The sequence below is a fragment of the Brevundimonas sp. AVps7 genome (assembly GCF_058681545.1).
Genome location: NZ_CM178742.1, coordinates 1,071,866 through 1,090,262, shown reverse-complemented (window position 1 = coordinate 1,090,262; position 18,397 = coordinate 1,071,866). Strand labels below are relative to the sequence as shown.

Sequence of the window (18,397 nt, the reverse complement as noted above, 5' to 3'; positions counted from 1 at the left end):
ATGGACGGCTCCGCGACCAGCCTCGAAGACCGCCGCCGCGCCCTGATCGCGCGCCATGCGCCGACACTCACGGCTGCCATCGATGCCGTGCAGACGCGCAAAAGCTGGAGCCCCTGGAGCGACAGTCCGTCCACGAAGATCCACGGCCCCGACAAGCCGGGCGCCGGCAAGGCGGCGTTCGAGGCGCGCATTGGCGCGACCTTCGATCTGAACCAGCCCGGCGTCGTCGGCGAGGTCGGCGCGGAGGTCTCGCCGTTCACGCAACATCCGCTCGGCATTCGCTATCCGAAGAGCGACCCGAACGCCCTGGTCGCCGTCGCCGTCAGCGCCATGGGCGACTGGCGTGAGGCCGACTTCGAGCTGCGTGTGGCCCTGTGTCTGGAGATGGCGGCGCGGCTCTATGACCGTAATTTCGAGATGGCCCATGCGGTCATGCATGTCGCCGGCCAGAGCTACACCCAAGCCTTTAGCGGCTCCGGCCCCAATGCGCTGGATCGCGGCGTCGAGGCCCTCGCCTATGCCGCCAAGGCCATGCGCGATGTGGCGCCGTCGGCGACCTGGCGCCGCAACTTCGCGGGCGAACAGGTGGCGCTGGAGAAGACCTATGTGCTGGTCCCGCGCGGGGTGGGGCTGGTGATCTGTTGTGCGTCCTTCCCGACGTGGAACGCCTATCCGGCGATGTTCGCGTCGCTGGCCACCGGTAACCCGGTCATCGTCAAGCCGCACCCCATCGCCATCCTGCCCATGGCCATCGTGGTCGAGACCTGCCGCGCAACGCTCGCAGAGTTCGGCTTCGATCCGAATCTGGTGACCCTGGCCGTCGACACCCTCGCCGAGCCCGTCGCCCAACACCTCGTCGATCATCCCCAGGTCCAGATCATCGATTTCACCGGCAGCCCCCGCTACGGCGGCTATCTGGAACGCACCGTCGTCGGCAAACAGCTGTTCACCGAGACAGCCGGCGTCAACACCGTCGTCATCGAGAGCGTCGCCGACCTCGACGCGGTCGCACGCGCTGTAGCCCGCTCGTCCAGCCTGTTCTCGGCCCAGATGTGCACCAGCCCGCAGGTCATCTACATCGCGCCGGACCTGTTCGAGCCGATATCGAAGGCCATCGTCGAACAGATCGAGGCCATCGCCTCCGACCCCGCACAGGCCGCCGGCATCATGGGCGCGATCCAGGGCGAGGTGTCGCTGAAGGTCGTGGCCGAGGCCCGCGCCGCCGTCGCCGATCTGCCGGGCGTGCGGACACTTCGGGAAGCCGTCCCCTACGTCCATCCGCAGTTCCCGGACGCCCGCACCCTGACGCCGCTGGTGATCGCGGTGGATAGCGGCCGGCAGGTCGATCTGTATGCGGAGGAACGCTTCGGCCCGGTCCTGTTCCTGGTCCAGAAGGACGCCGACGAGGCGGTGATTGAGGCGACCTGGCTGGCGAAGACCAGGGGCTCGATCTCGTCCTACCTCTATTCGACCGACGAGGATTTCATCGACAGTGCGACGCCCGCCTATGAACAGGCCGGAGCCAATCTGTCGATCAACCTGACCGGGGCGATGTGGATCAACTTCGCTGCCGCCTACAGCGACTATCACGTCACCGGCCTGAACCCGGCCGGCAACGCCTGTCTGGCCGACCTGGCCTTCGTCGCCTCGCGCTTCCGCATCGTCCAGCGACGACGGCCCGGGGCGTGAGCGGCGACGTCTTCATCGCCGGGATCTCCATGACCCGCTTCGGCAAGCGGCCGGACGACAGCGTCAAATCGCTGACCGCCGAGGCCGTCACGGCGGCGCTGGCGGACGCAGGAGCCGGGGTCGGCGAGATCGAGGCGGCCTGGTTCTCCAACACCCGCCAGCCGATGCTGGAGGGCCAGAACACGGTGCGCGGCCAGATCGCCCTGCGCCCGCTCGGCCTGAACGGCATCCCGGTCGTGAACGTCGAGAACGCCTGCGCCTCGGGATCAACGGCGTTGCTGTCCGCCATCCACTGGATCAAGGCGGGCGCCGGCGACATCGCCCTGATCGTCGGGGTCGACAAGATGGTCTGGCCCGACCGTGCCGAGCGGGTTGCGGCAGCCTTCGCAGGAGGAACGGATATCCACGACCGCGAGGGTGTCGTCGCCTACATCCGGTCGATGGGCGGCGAGGATCCCGGCCCCGACCGTAGCCTGTTCATGGACCTCTACGCCGCCCAGGCGCGCGCCCATATGACCCGCCACGGCATGACCCAGGAGGACTTCGCCCGCGTCGCCGCCAAGAACCACACCACCGGCGCCCTGAACGACCGGGCCCAGTACCGGACGCCGATGACGGTCGAACAGGTGATGGCCGACAAGCCTGTGGTCTTCCCGTTCACCCGCGCCATGTGCGCCCCGGTCAGCGACGGCGCGGCGGCGGCTGTGATCTGTTCGGCCGCCGGTCTGGCGCGGCTCGGGGGGCCGTCGCGCGCCGTCCGCGTGCGCGGCTGCGCCCTCGTCAGCGCGAGCGACAGGCCGGCCAACGACTTCCACAATCACATCGGCCGCCGCGCCGCGATCAGGGCTTACGAGCAGGCCGGCATCGGGCCGGACGCCGTCGATGTCGTCGAGGTCCATGACGCCACCTCCTACGCCGAGGTGCAGCAGATCGAGAATCTGGGTCTGGCTGAACCCGGAACAGTCGGGGCGCGGCTGAGGGTCGGCGACTTCGCGCTGGGCGGACGGACACCGGTCAACCCATCGGGCGGGCTGGTGTCCAAGGGCCATCCGGTGGGGGCCACAGGCATCGCCCAGCTGTTCGAACTCACCATCCAGCTACGCGGCGACGCCGGAGCCCGTCAGGTCGAGGGCGCCCGCATCGCCGTGGCCGAGAACGGCGGTGGATTCCTTGGCGTCGAGGAGGCGGCGACCGTCGTCACGGTGCTGGAGCGGGCGGCATGAACCCGATTCACGCCCTCTACGAAAACCAGGCGAAGAAGGCCGGCCGCCCCGCCCTGTTCGACGGCGACAGAACCCTGACCCACGGCGATCTGATCGCCCTCGTCGAGGCGGCGGCGGGCGACCTGTCGGCGCGCGGCGTCGGGACCGGCGACCGGGTCGGACTGTGCGCCCGGAACAGCTGGCGCCACGTCGTCGCCTACCTCGCCATCCTGCGCGCGGGAGCCGTCTGGACGCCGCTCAATCCCCGCAACGGCGCGCGGTTGAACAGCGATTTTCAGACGCGGGCGAACATCGCCCTGACCCTGGTTGACGCGGCCTCGGTCGAGGCTGCGGGCGTCTCGACGCGACCCCTGCCGCTGGAGGCCTGGCTCGATGGCGTGGGCGCGGCGACACCGCTTCCGATCACCGACGATCCCGACGCGCCCTTCGCCATGAAGTTCACCGGCGGATCCACCGGCGTGCCCAAGGGCGTTGTCCAGAGCCAGGCCAGCGGCGCCGCAGCGCTGCGTTCGTTGTCCGCCTTCTACGATTTCACCGCCGACGACAGGAACCTGGCCGTCGCGCCCCTCACCCATGGGTCGTCCCACTACATCCTGCCGGTGCTGGCGGCCGGCGGGGCGCACGTCCTTCTGGCCGAGCCCGACCGTGCGGCGATCCTGAACGAACTGAAGTCACGCGTGACGACAGTCTTCATGCCGCCGACCCTGATCGCCCTGTTGATGGGCGAAGCCGAGTTCCAGCCCGACGACTTCCCTCGCCTGCGCCATCTGACCTATTCCGCCGCGCCCATGTCGCCTGACCGGATCGCACAGGCCATCCACCGCTTCGGCCCGGTCGTCTCCACCCTGTACGGTCAGACCGAAGCGCCCATGACCATCGCCGGCCTGTCGCCGACCGACATGGCCGATCCCGACAAGCGCGCCAGCGTCGGGCGACTGTTCCCTGACACGCCCGTCCGGCTGCTGTCCGCAGACGGTCTCCTGCTGGACAAGGGCGAGGGTGAGATCGTGGTCGGCGGCGACCTGACCCGGACCCACTATCTGGACGCGCCCGAACTCACGGCGGCGTCGCGGCACGACGGCTGGCTCAAGACCGGAGACATCGGGCGGCTCGGCGGCGATGGGCTGCTACACCTGATCGGCCGGTCGAAGGACCTGATCATCACCGGCGGCTACAACGTCTATCCAGGCGAGGTCGAGGCGGCGCTGAACCTGCATCCCTCGGTGCGCGAGGCCTGCGCCTTCGCCGAGCCCGACGACGTCTGGGGCGAGCGGCTTGAGGCGGCCGTCTCGGTCGCGCCGGATGCGGACGCGAACGCCATCACCGCCTTCGTCCGTGACCGGATCGGCCCGGTCCGGACGCCCAAGCGCCTGCATTTCCTCCCCGACCTGCCCCGCAATCCCGTCGGCAAGGTGGTGCGCGACGACGTCCGCGCCCTTTGCCGTGAAACCCAATCCCGACCGCTGGAGCTGGCCCGATGATCGTGATCCCCAAGGACCGCATCCGTGAAATGAAGTCGAAGGGCTGGTGGGGCGACCAGACCCTGGACGATCTGTTCCGCAAGCACGTCGCCGCCCATCCCGACGCGGAAGCCCTGGTCGATCCGCTCAACGCGACCGATGTCGTCGGCGGTCTGCCGGATCGTCTGACCTGGCGCGAGACGTCCCACGCCGTGGACCGGCTGGCGGCCGTCCTGATCGCGCACGGCATCCGCAAGGATCAGGTCGTGGTGATCCAGCTTCCCAATATCGCCGAGCTCAGCATCGCCTATCTGGCCTGCCTGCGCCTCGGCGTGATCGCCAGCCCCGCGCCGGTCCAGTACCGCGAGAACGAGCTGGCCTACATCATCGACAGGACGGACGCGGTCGCGGCGATCACGGCCGACCGGATCGGGAAACAACAACACGGCGAGATGATCGTCGCGCTCAAGGCCCGCTGCCCGACGCTGAAGACGGTTTTCGTGCTGGGCGAGACCTGCCCGGCCGGCGCGCTCGATCTCGAGCCCCTGATGGACGGGGTCACCGGCAAACAGCATCGCGCGGCCCAGAAGGCGGCGAAGGACGCCCACGTCACCGCCGACGACATCTTCACAATCTGCTGGACCTCCGGCACCGAGGCCCAGCCCAAGGGCGTCCCCCGCAGCCACAACGAGTGGATCATCATGGGCGCCGGCGTCGTCGACGCGGCCGACCTTGAGCCCGGCGCGCGTCTTCTGAACCCGTTCCCGATGGTGAACATGGCGGGCATCTCGACCGCCTTCGTGGGCTGGCTGCTGCTCGGCGGCGTCCTGATCCAGCATCAGCCGTTCGACCTGCCGATCCTGCTGAAGCAGATGCGAGAAGAAAGGATCGACTACACGGTCGCTCCGCCCGCGGTCCTCAACCTGCTGCTGCAGAACGAGGCGCTGCTGGAGGGCATCGACTTCAAGCGTCTGAAATCGATCGGCTCGGGCTCGGCGCCGCTGTCGGAATGGATGGTGCGGACCTTCCACGAGAAGCATGGCGTGCAGATCGTGAACTATTTCGGCTCCAACGAAGGCGCCTCCTTCGCCAGCGCACTCAAGGATTTGCCGGTCGCGGCCGAACGCGCGACCCTGTTCCCGCGCCTGGCGGAAGGCTTCCGCTGGAACGCCGTATTGCACGACCGGATCTTCACCCGGCTGGTCGATCCGGACACAGAGCAGGAGATCACCGAGGCCGGCCGGCCCGGCGAGCTGCGGGTCAAGGGGGCGACAATCTTCTCGGGCTACTGGCGTGCGCCGGAGATCAACGCCCGCGCCTTCGACGCCGACGGCTGGTTCCGCACCGGCGACCTGTTCGAACTGGCCGGCGACCGGCTGCAGTATCTGAAGTTCGTCGGCCGTCTGAAGGACATCGTCATCCGGGGCGGGATGAATATCTCGTCCGAGGAGATCGAGAACCACCTCGTCGCCCACCCATCCATCGCCGAGGCCGCGGTCGTCGGCGCGCCTGACCGGAACCTGGGCGAACGGCTGGCCGCCTTCGTCGTCTTCCGACCCGACCAGACCGCGACCATGGAAGAGATCAACCGCTTCCTGACCGCCGAGCGTCAGGTCGCCGTCTACAAGCAGATCGAACGGCTGGAGACGCTGGACGCCCTGCCCCGCAATCCGGTGGGCAAGGTGCTGAAACGCGACCTGCGCGCCGCCTTCAACGAGACCGAGACCGTATGACCCCCCCCTTCGATACGCTCCGCCTGCCCGTTTTCGCGGCGCCCATGTTTCTGGTCTCCGGGCCGGAGATGGTTATTGCCGCCTGCAAGGCCGGGATCGGCGGAGCCTTCCCCACCACCAACTGCCGCACGGTCGACGACCTCGACGGCTGGATGGCCCGGATCACCGAAGCCCTGAAGCCCGGCGACGCGCCGTGGATCGCCAATCTGATCACCCATTCGACCAATGCGCGGTTGCCTGAGGATCTCCGGCTGGTGGCCAGGTACAAGCCGCCGGTGGTCATCACGGCGCTCGGATCTCCGAAGCCGGTGATGGAGACCGTGAAGGCCTATGGCGGCCTGGTCTTCGCCGACGTCATCTCGATGACCCTGGCGAAGAAGGCGGCTGGAGCGGGAGTCGACGGCTTGGCCTGCGTCAGCGCGGGCGCCGGCGGTCACACCGGCCACCTGTCGCCCTTCGCCTTCATCTCGGCGGTGCGCGAGTTCTTCGACGGCTATATCGCGGTCGGCGGGGGGGTCGGCGACGGAGCCGGGATCGCGGGCGCGGTCGCGGCCGGGGCGGACTTCGTCTACATGGGCACCCGCTTCCTCGCGACGACCGAGAGCATGGCCCAGCCGGCCTACAAACAGATGGTCATCGACGCCGGGCCGGACGATCTGGTGGTGTCGGACGCCGTCACAGGCACGGCTGCGTCGTGGCTGAAACCCTCGCTGCGCGCCGCCGGTCAGGACCCGGACAATCTGGGCGGACCGGCCGTGCGCGACTATGCGTCGGGCGGCGACACCAAGCGTTGGCGCGATATCTGGGCCGCCGGACAGGGGATCGAGTCGGTCAAGGCCGTAGAGCCGACCGCCGACGTCGTCGCCCAGCTGGAGCGGGAGTACGTCGCCGCTCTGGAGCGGTTCGAGCGCAAGACCGCCAAGCGTCCGGCCCTGCGCGGGGCGGCGTGAGCGAACCCGTCCGGTTCCGGCTCGATCCGACCGTCGACGGACTGGAGCTCGTCCGGCGCTGGATGGCGGCCGGCGACGAAGTCGGAGGCTTCCTGAAGCGCCTGGGCTCGCATCCGGTCGAGGCGCGCGAGGGGTTCGTGCGGGTGGCGCTGGATATCGATCCGGGCCACGCCAACTTCATCGGCCTGGTCCACGGCGGAGTGACGGCGGCCCTGATCGACATGGCCGGCGGGGCGGCGGTGATGAGCATACTGAAGCCCGGCCAGACCCTGGTCACGACTGACCTGAACATGCGGTTCCTGAACGCCGCACCCAGCGACACGGCCCGACTGGAGGCGACGGGGACGGTGACGTATCGCGACGAGCGCAAGGCCGTCGTGGCGGCCGAGGTGCGAACCGACGCGGGGGTAGTGGTGGCTCAAGGGACGGTCGGGGTCGCGATCCGCGCGGGGCGCTAGACCCCCACCACGAAACTGACCGTCGTCGTGGTCGAACCGCCGATGTTCAGCGTCTGGACGTTCCTCGCCCCCTCGACCTGATAGTCGCCGGCCGTGCCCGTCGTCTGCTTGAACGCATCCAGCGCCATTCGCACCCCGGTCGCGCCGACCGGATGCCCGCAGCCGATCAGCCCGCCCGAGGCGTTGATCGGCAGCTTGCCGCCCATCTCGATGTCGCCGGCCTCGACGGCCTTCCAGCTCTCGCCCGGCGCGGTCAGCCCCAGGTGGTCGATGGCCATGTATTCGGTCATCGAGAAGCAGTCGTGGGTCTCCACGGCGTCGATGCCCGACAGGTCGAGACCCGCGCGGGCGCGGGCGTCATCGATGGCGCGCTTCACCTGCGGGAAGACGTACTCCTGACCTTCGCTGGCCTTGATCTTGCGGCTGTAGTCGATGGGGGCGCAGCGGTGGCCCCAGCCCTTGATGCGGGGGATGCTCTCCAGTGCGATGCCGCGCTTCTTCGCATACTCGGCCGCGCGTTCGGGGGAGGCCAGTATGATGGCGGCGGCGCCGTCGGTGACCTGTCCGCAGTCGGTCTTCCTTACGCGGCCCTCGATGACCGGATTGGCCTCGTCATCATCGCTGAAGCTGGCGTTCGAGAAGCTGTACTTCCGCGTCTGGGCGTTCGGATTGCGCTTGGCGTTGTCGAAGTTGATCTGGGAAATGCGACGCAGGTGGGCCTCGTCGATGCCGTAGCGACGGTCGTACTCCTCGGTGAGGTCGGAGAAGGCGCGCGGCCAGGCGTAGGTGGCGTCCAGATACTCGTGCCCGGCCCAGGCCGCAGCGCCCAGATGCTCGGCGGCCGTCACGCCCGGCACGTTGCGCATCATCTCGAGCCCCAGCACCATGGCCGTGCCGTAGCGGCCGGACTCGATGTCAGCGGCGGCGGCCATGATGGCCAGACTGCCCGAGGCGCACGCGGCCTCGTGGCGCGAGGCGGGCATGCCGGTGAACCGCTCGTCGGTCATGGCGAAGAAGCCGCCCAGCATGCCCTGTCCGGTGAACAGGTCGCCGACGAAATTGCCGACATGGCCCACGTCGATGTCCCCGGGCTCCAGACCCGTCTCGGCCAGTGCGCCGTGGACGGCCTCTGCGAAGCCATCACCGATCTCCAGCCCCTCGCGCGCATAGTTGCGCGCGAAGTCCGACTGCCAGCCGCCGAGGATATAGGTCATGTCGCTCTGTCCTTAAGCCGCCTTGCTCGCCAGCATCGCCTTCGACGCCCGGATTGTCTCGCCCTGTTCCCAGGTCGCATGGGTGCCGCTGGAAATGCGGCCGGGCAGGATGATGCGCGCCACCGGACCGTCGGCCAGTTTCCGCGCATCATAGATCACGCATTCGGACCGGTCCTCGATCATGTCGGTGACATAGGTGATCAGATAGCCGTCGTCCTCCTCGGTTGCCCCGACGCGTGGCGCGAAGCCGGGCTCGGACCCATAGCGTTCCGGGCCGAAGTCGATGGCCCAGCTCTCGAGGCTATCCATGTCGTGCTTCACCAGGCCGGTGAACAGGAACCAGCCGGGCCTGGACACGGCGGAATAGGCCCAGCGGTATTTCACCCCGGCGAACTGGTTGTTGATGATGCCGAACTCCAGCACCCGGTCGTCCAGCCGCTGTTCCGTCGTCTCGCCCGTGGTCAGGTTGAAGCGCCAGCGGTGCAGCTTGGGCTGCAGCATGTTCTGATCCAGGAAGGTCATGATCCGCTCATGACCCGGCCAGGCGTCCGGACTGGTCTTGGGCACCGGATTGTCCTGGAAATAGCCGTCCAGAACGACGCTGTCGCCGTCCTCCCAGGCGTTCAGGAAATGCAGCACATAGGTGGCGTCGCCCTCGAACCAGCGCACGTCGGCCTCGCCGCCGAAGCGCGGGATCAGACCGAAGCGGGACTTCATGTCGGCGTGGAAGCGGGCGACGTGGAAGCCCTTTGGCAGCAGATCCTGCTCCCAGAACAGGGGGAAATCGTTGAGGATCGACCAGTTCGTCGTGAAGGCCATATCGTGCGGCAAACGCGGCCCCGGCAGCGGCACAGGCGTGAGGTGCTTCAGCCGGTTGTCGGCCCCGACCACGCCGTAATGCATGTAGGGCGCGGCCTTGGAGTAGTTGAAGAACAACAGCTCGCCGGTCTTCGGGTCCACCTTCGGGTGGGCCGAAATGCCTTCCGGCGGGCACCAGCCGTCCGTCCCCATCGGCTCCAGCGTATAGGGATCGATCCGGTAGGCCTCGCCGCACTGGTAGAAGGTCGACAGGATGGCGCCCGCGTGGATGATGACGTCGGTCGAAGACGAATCCTTCAGCCCGCCATGAGCGCCCCAGCCCGGCTTTTCCGACAGCGAAGGATGCTCGGCCAGACCGGCCCACAGGGCGCGTCCCGCCTCCTGTTCGGCCTCGAAGCCAGCCGTGCGGACGAAGCGGTTGCGATAGCTGGCCTTGCCGTCCTTGAACGAGATGGCGTGCAGCATGCCGTCGCCGTCAAACGGATGATAGCGGCCCAGGGGCTGGTGGACGGGGTTCTCGGTGTTCCGGACATAGACGCCGTCGATGTCGGTCGGGATCACGCCGATGACCTGCATGTCGTCGGCGGTGTGTTCCTCATGCTGGGGCGTCCAGGCGCCCTGCATATAGGGATGCGATCGATCCTCCAGGGTCACCTTCAGCGGCCCCTGCGCCACATCGCCGGTGAATGCGGTTCGGGCCTTGCCCGTCTGTTCCAGTCCCATCGCTCGCTCCTCAAGCCGGCGGGCCTTCGCCCAGTGGGTTGCGTTAGCATACCATGCTTGCAGCAGATGGCGAGAGGGGATTAGTATGAAAGTGAAAGCGACGCCGGATCCGCCGGCGCATGAGGGAAACGACTATGGCCGATCATACGCCTCCCGCACTGGATTTCGACGGCCTCAGGCCGCCCAGCCCCTTCATGACCCCTGAACATGACGCCTGGCGCGCGAAGCTGCGCGGTTTCGTCGACGGCTATATCGCCCCGCATCTGGACGAGTGGGACGCCGTCTCCGACTTCCCCGACAGTCTCTACAAGGACGCCGCGCGCGAGGGGATCAGCGGCATGGGCTTCCGTGAGGACCTGGGCGGCACCGGCGAGAACATCGACCTGTGGGACCGCATCATCTTCGCCGAGGAGTTCTTCCGCATGGGTTCCGGCGTGGTCTTCGCCGACCTCGCCACGCCCTGGATCGCCCTGCCGCCCATCATCAATGGCGGGACGCCCGAGATGCTGGACCGGGTCGCCCGACCGGTGTTGGCGGGCGAGAGCAAGATCGCCTTCGCCGTGACCGAGCCCGGCGGCGGGTCGGACGTCTCCGGCTTCACCACCACGGCTGAGCGCAAAGGCGACGTCTTCGTCGTCAACGGCGGCAAGACCCTGATCTCGGGCGCCATGAAGGCCGACTATCTGCTGACGGCGGTCCGCACCGGCGGCCCTGGTATGGGCGGTCTGTCGATGCTGCTGATCGAGACGGATCGTCCGGGCGTGACGCGCGGTCCCCTGCCCGGCCTGCAATGGTACAACCGCAACAACGGCTGGCTGAACTTCGACAATGTCGAGGCGCCCGTAACCAATCTGGTCGGGGTCGAGAACCGCGGCTTCGCGGGCCTCGCCAGCCAGTTCAACATCGAGCGGTTCTCCGGTATCGCCGCCACCCTGGCCATGACCCGCACCTGCGTCGCCGAGGCCATCGCCTTTGCCCGCGAGCGCCAGACCTTCGGCAAACGGCTGATCGACCACCAGGTGATGCGCCACAAGATCGTCGACATGGTCCAGCGCATCAAGGTCGCCTACGCCATGCTGGACATCCTGGTCTGGCGCTTCGGCCGGGGCGAGGTCCCCGTCGCGGACCTGGCCCTGCTGAAGGTTCAGGCGACGACGACGCTGGAACACTGCGCGCGCGAAAGCCTGCAGGTCCTCGGCGGGCGGGCCTATACCGGCGGCAACCGCGTCGAACGCATCTACCGCGAGGCCCGCATCTTCGTCATCGGCGGCGGCTCGGAGGAGATCCTGCGCGATCTGGCGGCGAAGCAACTCGGCTTCTGAGCCGCCCCCTTTGCGGCAAGAAAAATGGCCCCGCTGCTCACACAGCGGGGCCAAGGTGTCTCAGGTCAGGAAAGCCCCGAAGAGGCGGCTCAGAAGTTGCGCCGCAGGGTGACCCCGTAGGTGCGGGGGTCGCCGAGGAAGGCCGAGTAGGATCCCGCCTGGAAGGTCGCGGGGATCACACGGCGATAGTAGTCCTGGTCGAAGACGTTTCTTGCGAAGACGTCCAGCTGCCAGGCCTCGTTCGCGTCCCGGAGGGAGAAGCGAACATTGGCGGTCGTGAAGCTGTCCTGGACGCGGTTCGGATCGAACCCGCCCGTGAAGAACTCCGAGGAATAGCGGGCGTCGGCGTAGGCCACCCCGGTCAGCCTGTCGCCGATCGGGAACTCCCAGGTGATCGAGGAGACGTTCACCCAATCCGGCGACTGCTCCAGCTCGAGGCCGGAATACTGACGGTTCAGCACGTTCACCGGGTAGTAGGCGTCAGTGTAGCTGAGGCCGTTGGTCAGGGTCAGGCCGGGTGTCGGCTCCCAGGTGACTTCCAGCTCGGCGCCCTTGGTGATGACCTCGGCCAGCGAGCGGACCACGAAGCTGACGCCCGTGAACTCGATCAGCTGGAAGCCCTCGAACGTCTGGTGGTAGGCCGCAAAGTTGGCGCGCAGTGTGCGATCGAAGAACTCGCCCTTGATACCGATTTCGTAGGCGTCGACCGTCTCCTCGACGAAGGCCAGATCACGGGCGTTCGGCGTAGCGGGTGTGGTGAAGCCGGCGCGGTCGAAGTTGTAGCCGCCCGATTTGTAGCCCCGCGAGTAGGAGGCATAGGTGTTGAGCGACTGGTTGACGCGATAGGCGATGTTCACCGTGCCGGTGGTCGCCTCTTCGCTGCGTGCGTCGGAGTCTCCGGACGGGTTGAGGCGCGTATCCCAGAACGGGGCGCAGAAGCGGGTGATGCCGGCGGCGTCACTGGTCCGCACGGCGCTGTCGCAAGCCGGGTTGAAGTTCTCACCCCGGTAGGTGATCTCCTTGTCGTTCTGCGTATAGCGCAGGCCTGCAGTGATGCTGAGCGCATCCGTGACGTGGAAGACGTTGTGCGTGAAGAAGGACAGATCCTGTCCGCTCTGCTCACCGATGCCGCGCGCGCCATCGCCGGGCCGGAAGGCGGCCAGGGTCGAAGCCTGGAAGGTCGCCGCCCCGCCGTAGATCAGCGGATAGTCGGCGCCCATGCGGTAGGCGCTGTCGTTCAGGACCGTCTCGTCCGAGTAGAACAGGCCCACCAGCCAGTCGAGGCGACCGTTCTCGCCCTGAAGACGCAGTTCCTGGGTCAGGACGTCGAAGCCCTGGTGCAGACCGTCGGGGGCGAAGAAGCCCAGGTCGGCGCCCGAGTGGTCGAAGTCCTGCGAGCGGAAAGCTTCCCAGCTGCGGAAGGCGCTGACCGAGTTCAGCGTCGCCCAGCCCAGATCCCACTCCGCCGAGGCGGACACGCCCATGTCCTCGATGTCCTCCTGGTTCTGGCGGATATTGTTCTTGGAGGCGCGGCGATCGAACGGATTGGTCGACGGATAGCCGATGCCTCCGCGCGCGGCCGCCAGCTGGTTGACCAGATTGTAGGTCGGGCCGGCGATGGCCAGGAGCGCGACGCAGCAGTTCTCGTTGCGGTTCGTATAATCGGCCGTGAAGGTCCAGCTCAGGGTCTCGGACGGACGCCATAGCAGTTTGCCGCGGATAAACTGGCGGTCGAGGTTGTCCAGGCTCTCGCCCGAGTTGGCGTCGGAGTGGAAACCGTCACGCAGCTCGTAGCTGCCCTCGATGCGCAGGGCCAATTCGTCATCGACCAGCGGGAAGTTCACGGCTCCGGAAAGCCGGCGATCGTCGAAGCTGCCGTAGGACCCGGTGATATTGCCGCTGATTCCGTTGAAATCCGGCTGTTTCGTCGTGACGTTGATGATGCCCGAAGAGGTGTTGCGCCCGAAGAGGGTGCCCTGCGGACCCCGCAGGACTTCGATGCCCTGAAGGTCGCCCAGTTCCGAAAGCGCGACCCCTGTGCGGGCCCGGATCACACCGTCGATGATCACGCCGACCGAGGATTCCAGACCGGGGTTGGTTGAGGTCGTGCCCACGCCGCGGATGCGGATCGAGGAGTCCGAGCCGCCGCCGGGCGTCTGGAACTGAACACTGGGAGCCAGGCTGGTCAGTTCGCGAATGTCGCTGACTCCGGAGTTCTCCAGCTGTTCGCCACTGACCGCGGTGACGGCGACCGGCGCCTCGATCAGGCGCTGCGCGCGGCGGGTTGCGGTGACGATGATCTCATCGACGACCGTCGCCTCCTGCCCGGAGGGCGCGGTCTGGGCCAGGGTCGGCGTCGCGGAAAGCGCCGCGGCGATGAGCAATGCGGATACGCTGACTGTGCCTCTGATATTCACGCCCAATCCTCCCATGAGCCCCCGTTAGCCGAGGTGCTTCTGAGCGCTGATTTGTAACTGGCGAATTGAGACTGTCAAATAGCTTTTGTAATCAGACCGCCTTGTGTGCTTCAGTGTGGGCAAGCCGACACGCTCCAGCCACGCTTGGGCTGCGCCGGACCCGACCGAACGAAGATTTGGGGGGCTGTCGAACAGTAATCTGTTCGGAAACAGGGAGTTGAGAATGCATTATCGCCGTTCACCAAGCCCCGCTTGTTCGCCGACCCACGAGATCGGCTACGCGGTCGCGAAGAGAACTGGCGGTCATCTCGCAACTGCGAAAGTGACTTTCATCTTGAGATTGAACGAGGTCGCGGCATGAGCGTGAGTGACGGTGTGACAGGCGTCGGCGGGCCGACGACGGCGAGGGTCTGGCCCCACTCGGGCTGGGCCTGGTTCGCCGTCGCCGCCTTGATGGTGGCCTACACCTCCAGCTTCATCGATCGCCAGATCCTGACCCTGCTGGTGCAGCCGATCCGGGCCGACCTGACCATCACCGACACCCAGTTCAGCCTTCTGGCCGGGATCGCCTTCTCTCTGTTCTACACCGTCATGGGGGTGCCGCTGGCGCGACTGGCGGACCGGGGCAGCCGGCGCTGGATCATCTTCTGGGGCATCGTGGTCTGGAGCGTGATGACCGTGGCCTGCGGCCTGGCCAACAGTTTCTGGGCCCTGTTCGCCGCGCGCATCGGCGTGGGCATCGGCGAGGCCGCCCTGTCGCCCGCCGCCTATTCGATGATCTCCGACTATTTCCCGCCGCGTCAGCGCGCGCGGGCGCTCGCCGTCTATTCGATGGCGCCCTATCTCGGCGCCGGTCTGGCCCTGATGATCGGCGGCGCGGTGATCGACCTGATCGCCCAGGCAGGCGCGATGCGACTGCCGCTCGTCGGCGAACTGGCCCCCTGGCAGCAGACCTTCGTCCTCGTCGGCGCGCCGGGCCTGCTGATCGCCGCCCTGTTTGTCGTCGTGCGCGAACCACCGCGTCAGGGCGTGGTGAAGTCGGGCGTCCAGGCCGGCGTCCTGAAGTACATGTGGTCGCGCAAATCGACCTTCTACATGCTGATCTTCGCCTTCTCGATCTTCGGCATGGCGGGCATCTCCTACCTGGCCTGGGCGCCCGCGGTCCTGATCCGTCAGCATGGAATGACACCGGCAGAGGTCGGCTTCGCCTATGGAATGGTTCTGCTGGCCGCCGCCACGCCAGGCGTCCTCGTGGGCGGTTGGCTGACAGACTGGTTCGCCAGCAAGGGCCGGACAGACGCGCCCGTTCGGGTCGCCATCCTGGCCCTCGTCGCCAGCATCCCCTTCGCGATCGCCATGCCCCTGATGCCGACCCAGGGTCTGGCCATCGCCGCGCTCGCCGGGTTCAGCTTCTTCGCAGGCGTCATGAACAGCCTGCCCGCCACGGCCCTCCAGGCCGTCGCCCCGAACCAGCTGAGGGCCCAGATCACGGCCATCTACTTCCTGATCGGCAACCTGATCTCGCTGGGCCTCGGCCCGACCGTCGTGGCCGCCATCAGCGACAACTGGCTGGGCGGCGATCAGAACATCGGCCTGTCCCTGGCCATCGTCAGCGGCGTCACCGTCACCATCGCCTCTCTGATGCTGACCCGCGCGCTGAAGTCCTTCCGCGACAGCGTCGAGGAAGCCCGCGAATGGCAGGAGCCCGCCCGTTGAGCGATCAGCGCCTCTCGCTCCCCTGGTTCGATCCCGCGCCGCCCTCGGCCGAGGACTGCGTCATCCCCCGGCTGATCGACCGCTGGGCCGCCGAGACGCCGGACACGGTCTTCATCCGCTTCGAGACCGGCGAGACCTGGACCTGGGCCGAAACGCGCAGGCGCGCCCTGTCCACCGCCGCCGCCCTGCAGGCGCGCGGCGTGAAGGGCGGCGACATCGTCGCGGCCTGGGCGCCGAACGGCCCGGCCCTGCTGCGCGCCTGGTTCGGGGCCAACTATGCGGGCGCCGCGCTCGCCCCGATCAACACAAGCTTTCGAGGCAAGCTGCTGGAACACGCGATCGCGAAGACCGGCGCCAGGGTGATGATCGTCCACCCGGACCTCGCGCCGCGTCTGGAGGGCCTGTCTCTGGGCGCTGCCGAACGGCTGATCCTCACAGGTCCGTCCGACCCGTTGAACCTGCCCGTCGAGATCGAGCACGCCTCGGTGCTAGACGGCGATCCGGCCGCCTGCGTCCCGGTCGACCAGCACCCGTGGGATCCGCCGGTGATCATCTTCACCTCAGGCACCACCGGCCCGTCCAAGGCCGTCATCACCTCCTATGTACAGGAGTGGACCACCGCCAGGGTCACCTACGGCTACATGGTCCAGTCCGACCGGATGCTGGTGAACCTGCCGATGTTCCATGTCGGCGGCATCGCGGCGATCACGGCGGCAGTGGCCTGTGGCGGCTCGGTCGCCCTGTTCGAGGCCTTCGACACCCGCCGCTTCTGGGACACGGTGCGCGAGACCGGTTCCACGGTGTGCAGCGGCCTGATTGGCGCCCTGACCTCCTTCCTGATGAAGGAGCCGCCCAGGCCCGACGACGCCGACAATCCCCTGCGGATGGTGACCCTGTCGCCGATCAACGAGGACACCGCCGCACTCGGGAAGCGGTTCGGCTTCGACTACCTGTCCGGCTTCAACATGACCGAGGTTTCGGGTCCGCTGATCAGCGCGGTCAACGACTCGGTGATGCGGTCCTGCGGCCGCGTCCGTGTCGGCATGGAATGCCGCATCGTCGACGACCACGACAACGAGGTCCCGCACGGCCAGCCGGGCGAGCTGGTGATCCGCTCAGACAACCCGTGGACGCTCTTCTCCGGCTATTTCGGCGATCCGGAAGCGACGGCTCGGGCCTGGCGCAACGGCTGGTTCCACACCGGCGACCTGATGTGGCGCGACGTCGAGGGCTGTTTCTTCTTCGTCGATCGCAAGAAGGACGCGATCCGCCGGCGCGGCGAGAACATGTCCTCTCTGGAGATCGAGATCGAGGTCGTCGCCCACCCCTCCGTGCGCGAATGCGCGGCCTATGGCATCGACCTGCCGGGCGGCGAGCAGGAGGTCATGGTCGCCGTCGCCCCCATTGACGGCGCCGGGATCGACCCGCGCGAACTGGTCGAATGGCTGATCCCGCGCATGACCCATTTCATGGTGCCGCGCTACGTCCGGGTCGAGACGTCTCTTCCCAAGACCCCGACCAACAAGATCCAGAAGACGGGCCTGCGGGACGAAGGGGTGACCACCGCCACCTTCGACCGGGAGGCGGCGGGACTCGTCGTCCGCCGCCAGAAATTGACGGTTGCTTGATAAGACCTAACGGCGTCGTCTAGGAGAGACGATGTCTCGCACTGCGCCGAAAATTCGTCTGGTTCCAAAGAGCTCCGTCAACCGTGCCCTGAACGCCCTCGGCGACCGGTGGAGCCTGCTGGTGGTGCAGGAGGCCTTCCTCGGGGCCACGCGGTTCGAGGAATTCCACGCCCGTCTCGGCGGCGCCCGGTCGACCCTGTCCAGCCGCCTCGCAGCCCTTGAGCGCCACGGCATCCTGGTCAAGAAACCCCACAAGGATGAGGGCGCGCGCATGGCCTACCATCTGACGTCGCGCGGTCTGGGCCTGTTCGATTCCATGATGTTGATGTGGGGCTGGGGCGTGCGCTGGGGCGTGACCGGCGGCCGGGCGCCGACCGTCTTCACCCACACCGAATGCGGCAAGGCAATGCTGCCGGAACTGCGCTGCGGCGGCTGTGGCGAGCCTCTGACGCTGCACACCTGCACCTTCACGCCCGGGCCGGGCGAAGGCATGGAGAAGCTGCCGGTCCAGCGCATGCACCGCCGCCGCCAGCCCAACGACGAGGCCCCGACCATCGAACTGGTCGACCTGCTCGGCGACCGGTGGACCGCGCTCGTTGTCAGCGTTCAGTATTTCGGCCTGCACAAGTTCGACGAGATCCAGAGCGTTCTCGGCATCGCCTCCAACATCCTGACCGACCGGCTGCGGACGCTGGAGATGTCGGGCATCTTCGAACGCCGCCTCTACGAGATGACGCCGCCTCGCTACCAATATCGGCTGACGACCAAGGGACGGGACCTCTATCCCCACGCCCTGAGCATGATGACCTGGGCTGACACCCACCTGAAGGATCGGGCCGGGCCGCCGGTGAAGATCAAACATGTGTGCGGCGAACCCCTGAACCCCCAGGTCTGTTGCAGCGCCTGCAAGGGGCGGCTGACGCTGGAGACGGTCCTCATGAAGGCGGGTCGCATCAAGCCGTCCGCCTGACGATCAGTCCGGGTTTGAAAGCGGGTTTCCGGCGCTTGCATTAGCAGACTTATGGTCCTAGCGTTCGGGCAATCA

Annotated in this window: 13 protein-coding genes; 10 read left to right on the top strand and 3 right to left on the bottom strand. The window is 67.3% G+C overall.

Annotation, left to right across the window (positions count from 1 at the left end; genetic code table 11):
• Genes ACW17Y_RS05355 through ACW17Y_RS05330 form a run of 6 tightly spaced genes read left to right on the top strand, consistent with a single transcriptional unit; the run spans position 1 to position 7,513 of the window.
• Positions 1-1,689 (top strand): aldehyde dehydrogenase family protein, encoded by a 1,689-nt coding sequence (locus tag ACW17Y_RS05355; protein WP_492037741.1) that lies wholly within the window; start codon positions 1-3, stop codon positions 1,687-1,689.
• Entirely contained in the window at positions 1,686-2,912 is a 1,227-nt protein-coding gene (locus ACW17Y_RS05350; protein ID WP_492037740.1) for a thiolase family protein, read from the top strand. The genes ACW17Y_RS05355 and ACW17Y_RS05350 overlap by 4 nt, the downstream gene beginning before the upstream one ends.
• Positions 2,909-4,393: a class I adenylate-forming enzyme family protein gene (locus tag ACW17Y_RS05345; RefSeq protein ID WP_492037739.1), complete on the top strand. Its 1,485-nt coding sequence runs from the start codon at positions 2,909-2,911 to the stop codon at positions 4,391-4,393. Before ACW17Y_RS05350 ends, ACW17Y_RS05345 begins: the two co-directional genes overlap by 4 nt.
• The gene (locus ACW17Y_RS05340; RefSeq protein WP_492037738.1) at positions 4,390-6,105 is read left to right on the top strand and encodes a class I adenylate-forming enzyme family protein; all 1,716 of its coding nucleotides are present in this window, start codon (positions 4,390-4,392) and stop codon (positions 6,103-6,105) included. Before ACW17Y_RS05345 ends, ACW17Y_RS05340 begins: the two co-directional genes overlap by 4 nt.
• Positions 6,102-7,055, top strand: coding sequence for an NAD(P)H-dependent flavin oxidoreductase (locus tag ACW17Y_RS05335; protein ID WP_492037737.1), 954 nt, complete (start codon positions 6,102-6,104; stop codon positions 7,053-7,055). The genes ACW17Y_RS05340 and ACW17Y_RS05335 overlap by 4 nt, the downstream gene beginning before the upstream one ends.
• The gene (locus ACW17Y_RS05330; RefSeq protein ID WP_492037736.1) at positions 7,052-7,513 is read left to right on the top strand and encodes a PaaI family thioesterase; all 462 of its coding nucleotides are present in this window, start codon (positions 7,052-7,054) and stop codon (positions 7,511-7,513) included. Before ACW17Y_RS05335 ends, ACW17Y_RS05330 begins: the two co-directional genes overlap by 4 nt.
• On the opposite strand, the gene ACW17Y_RS05325 is transcribed toward ACW17Y_RS05330, so the two are convergent.
• Positions 7,510-8,727, bottom strand: a complete 1,218-nt coding sequence (locus ACW17Y_RS05325) for an acetyl-CoA acetyltransferase (protein ID WP_492037735.1) — start codon at positions 8,725-8,727, stop codon at positions 7,510-7,512. The two genes, ACW17Y_RS05330 and ACW17Y_RS05325, sit on opposite strands and share 4 nt — an antisense overlap.
• Positions 8,728-8,739: 12 nt before the next feature.
• Positions 8,740-10,269: a carotenoid oxygenase family protein gene (locus tag ACW17Y_RS05320; protein WP_492037734.1), complete on the bottom strand. Its 1,530-nt coding sequence runs from the start codon at positions 10,267-10,269 to the stop codon at positions 8,740-8,742.
• 134 nt (positions 10,270-10,403) lie between these two features.
• Between ACW17Y_RS05320 and ACW17Y_RS05315 the strand changes: the two genes are divergently transcribed.
• Positions 10,404-11,591 (top strand): acyl-CoA dehydrogenase family protein, encoded by a 1,188-nt coding sequence (locus tag ACW17Y_RS05315; RefSeq protein WP_492037733.1) that lies wholly within the window; start codon positions 10,404-10,406, stop codon positions 11,589-11,591.
• A gap of 89 nt (positions 11,592-11,680) precedes the next feature.
• On the opposite strand, the gene ACW17Y_RS05310 is transcribed toward ACW17Y_RS05315, so the two are convergent.
• A complete protein-coding gene (locus ACW17Y_RS05310) occupies positions 11,681-14,008 on the bottom strand; it encodes a TonB-dependent receptor (protein ID WP_492037732.1) in 2,328 nt (775 codons plus the stop codon).
• A 357-nt stretch (positions 14,009-14,365) separates the two neighbouring features.
• Between ACW17Y_RS05310 and ACW17Y_RS05305 the strand changes: the two genes are divergently transcribed.
• Genes ACW17Y_RS05305 through ACW17Y_RS05295 form a run of 3 tightly spaced genes read left to right on the top strand, consistent with a single transcriptional unit; the run spans position 14,366 to position 18,322 of the window.
• Positions 14,366-15,724, top strand: a complete 1,359-nt coding sequence (locus ACW17Y_RS05305; RefSeq protein ID WP_492037731.1) for a spinster family MFS transporter — start codon at positions 14,366-14,368, stop codon at positions 15,722-15,724.
• Positions 15,721-17,352 (top strand): AMP-binding protein, encoded by a 1,632-nt coding sequence (locus ACW17Y_RS05300; RefSeq protein ID WP_492037730.1) that lies wholly within the window; start codon positions 15,721-15,723, stop codon positions 17,350-17,352. The genes ACW17Y_RS05305 and ACW17Y_RS05300 overlap by 4 nt, the downstream gene beginning before the upstream one ends.
• 31 nt (positions 17,353-17,383) lie before the next feature.
• On the top strand, positions 17,384-18,322 hold the full coding sequence (locus tag ACW17Y_RS05295) for a winged helix-turn-helix transcriptional regulator (protein ID WP_492037729.1): 939 nt from the start codon (positions 17,384-17,386) through the stop codon (positions 18,320-18,322).
• Positions 18,323-18,397 lie beyond the last annotated feature (75 nt).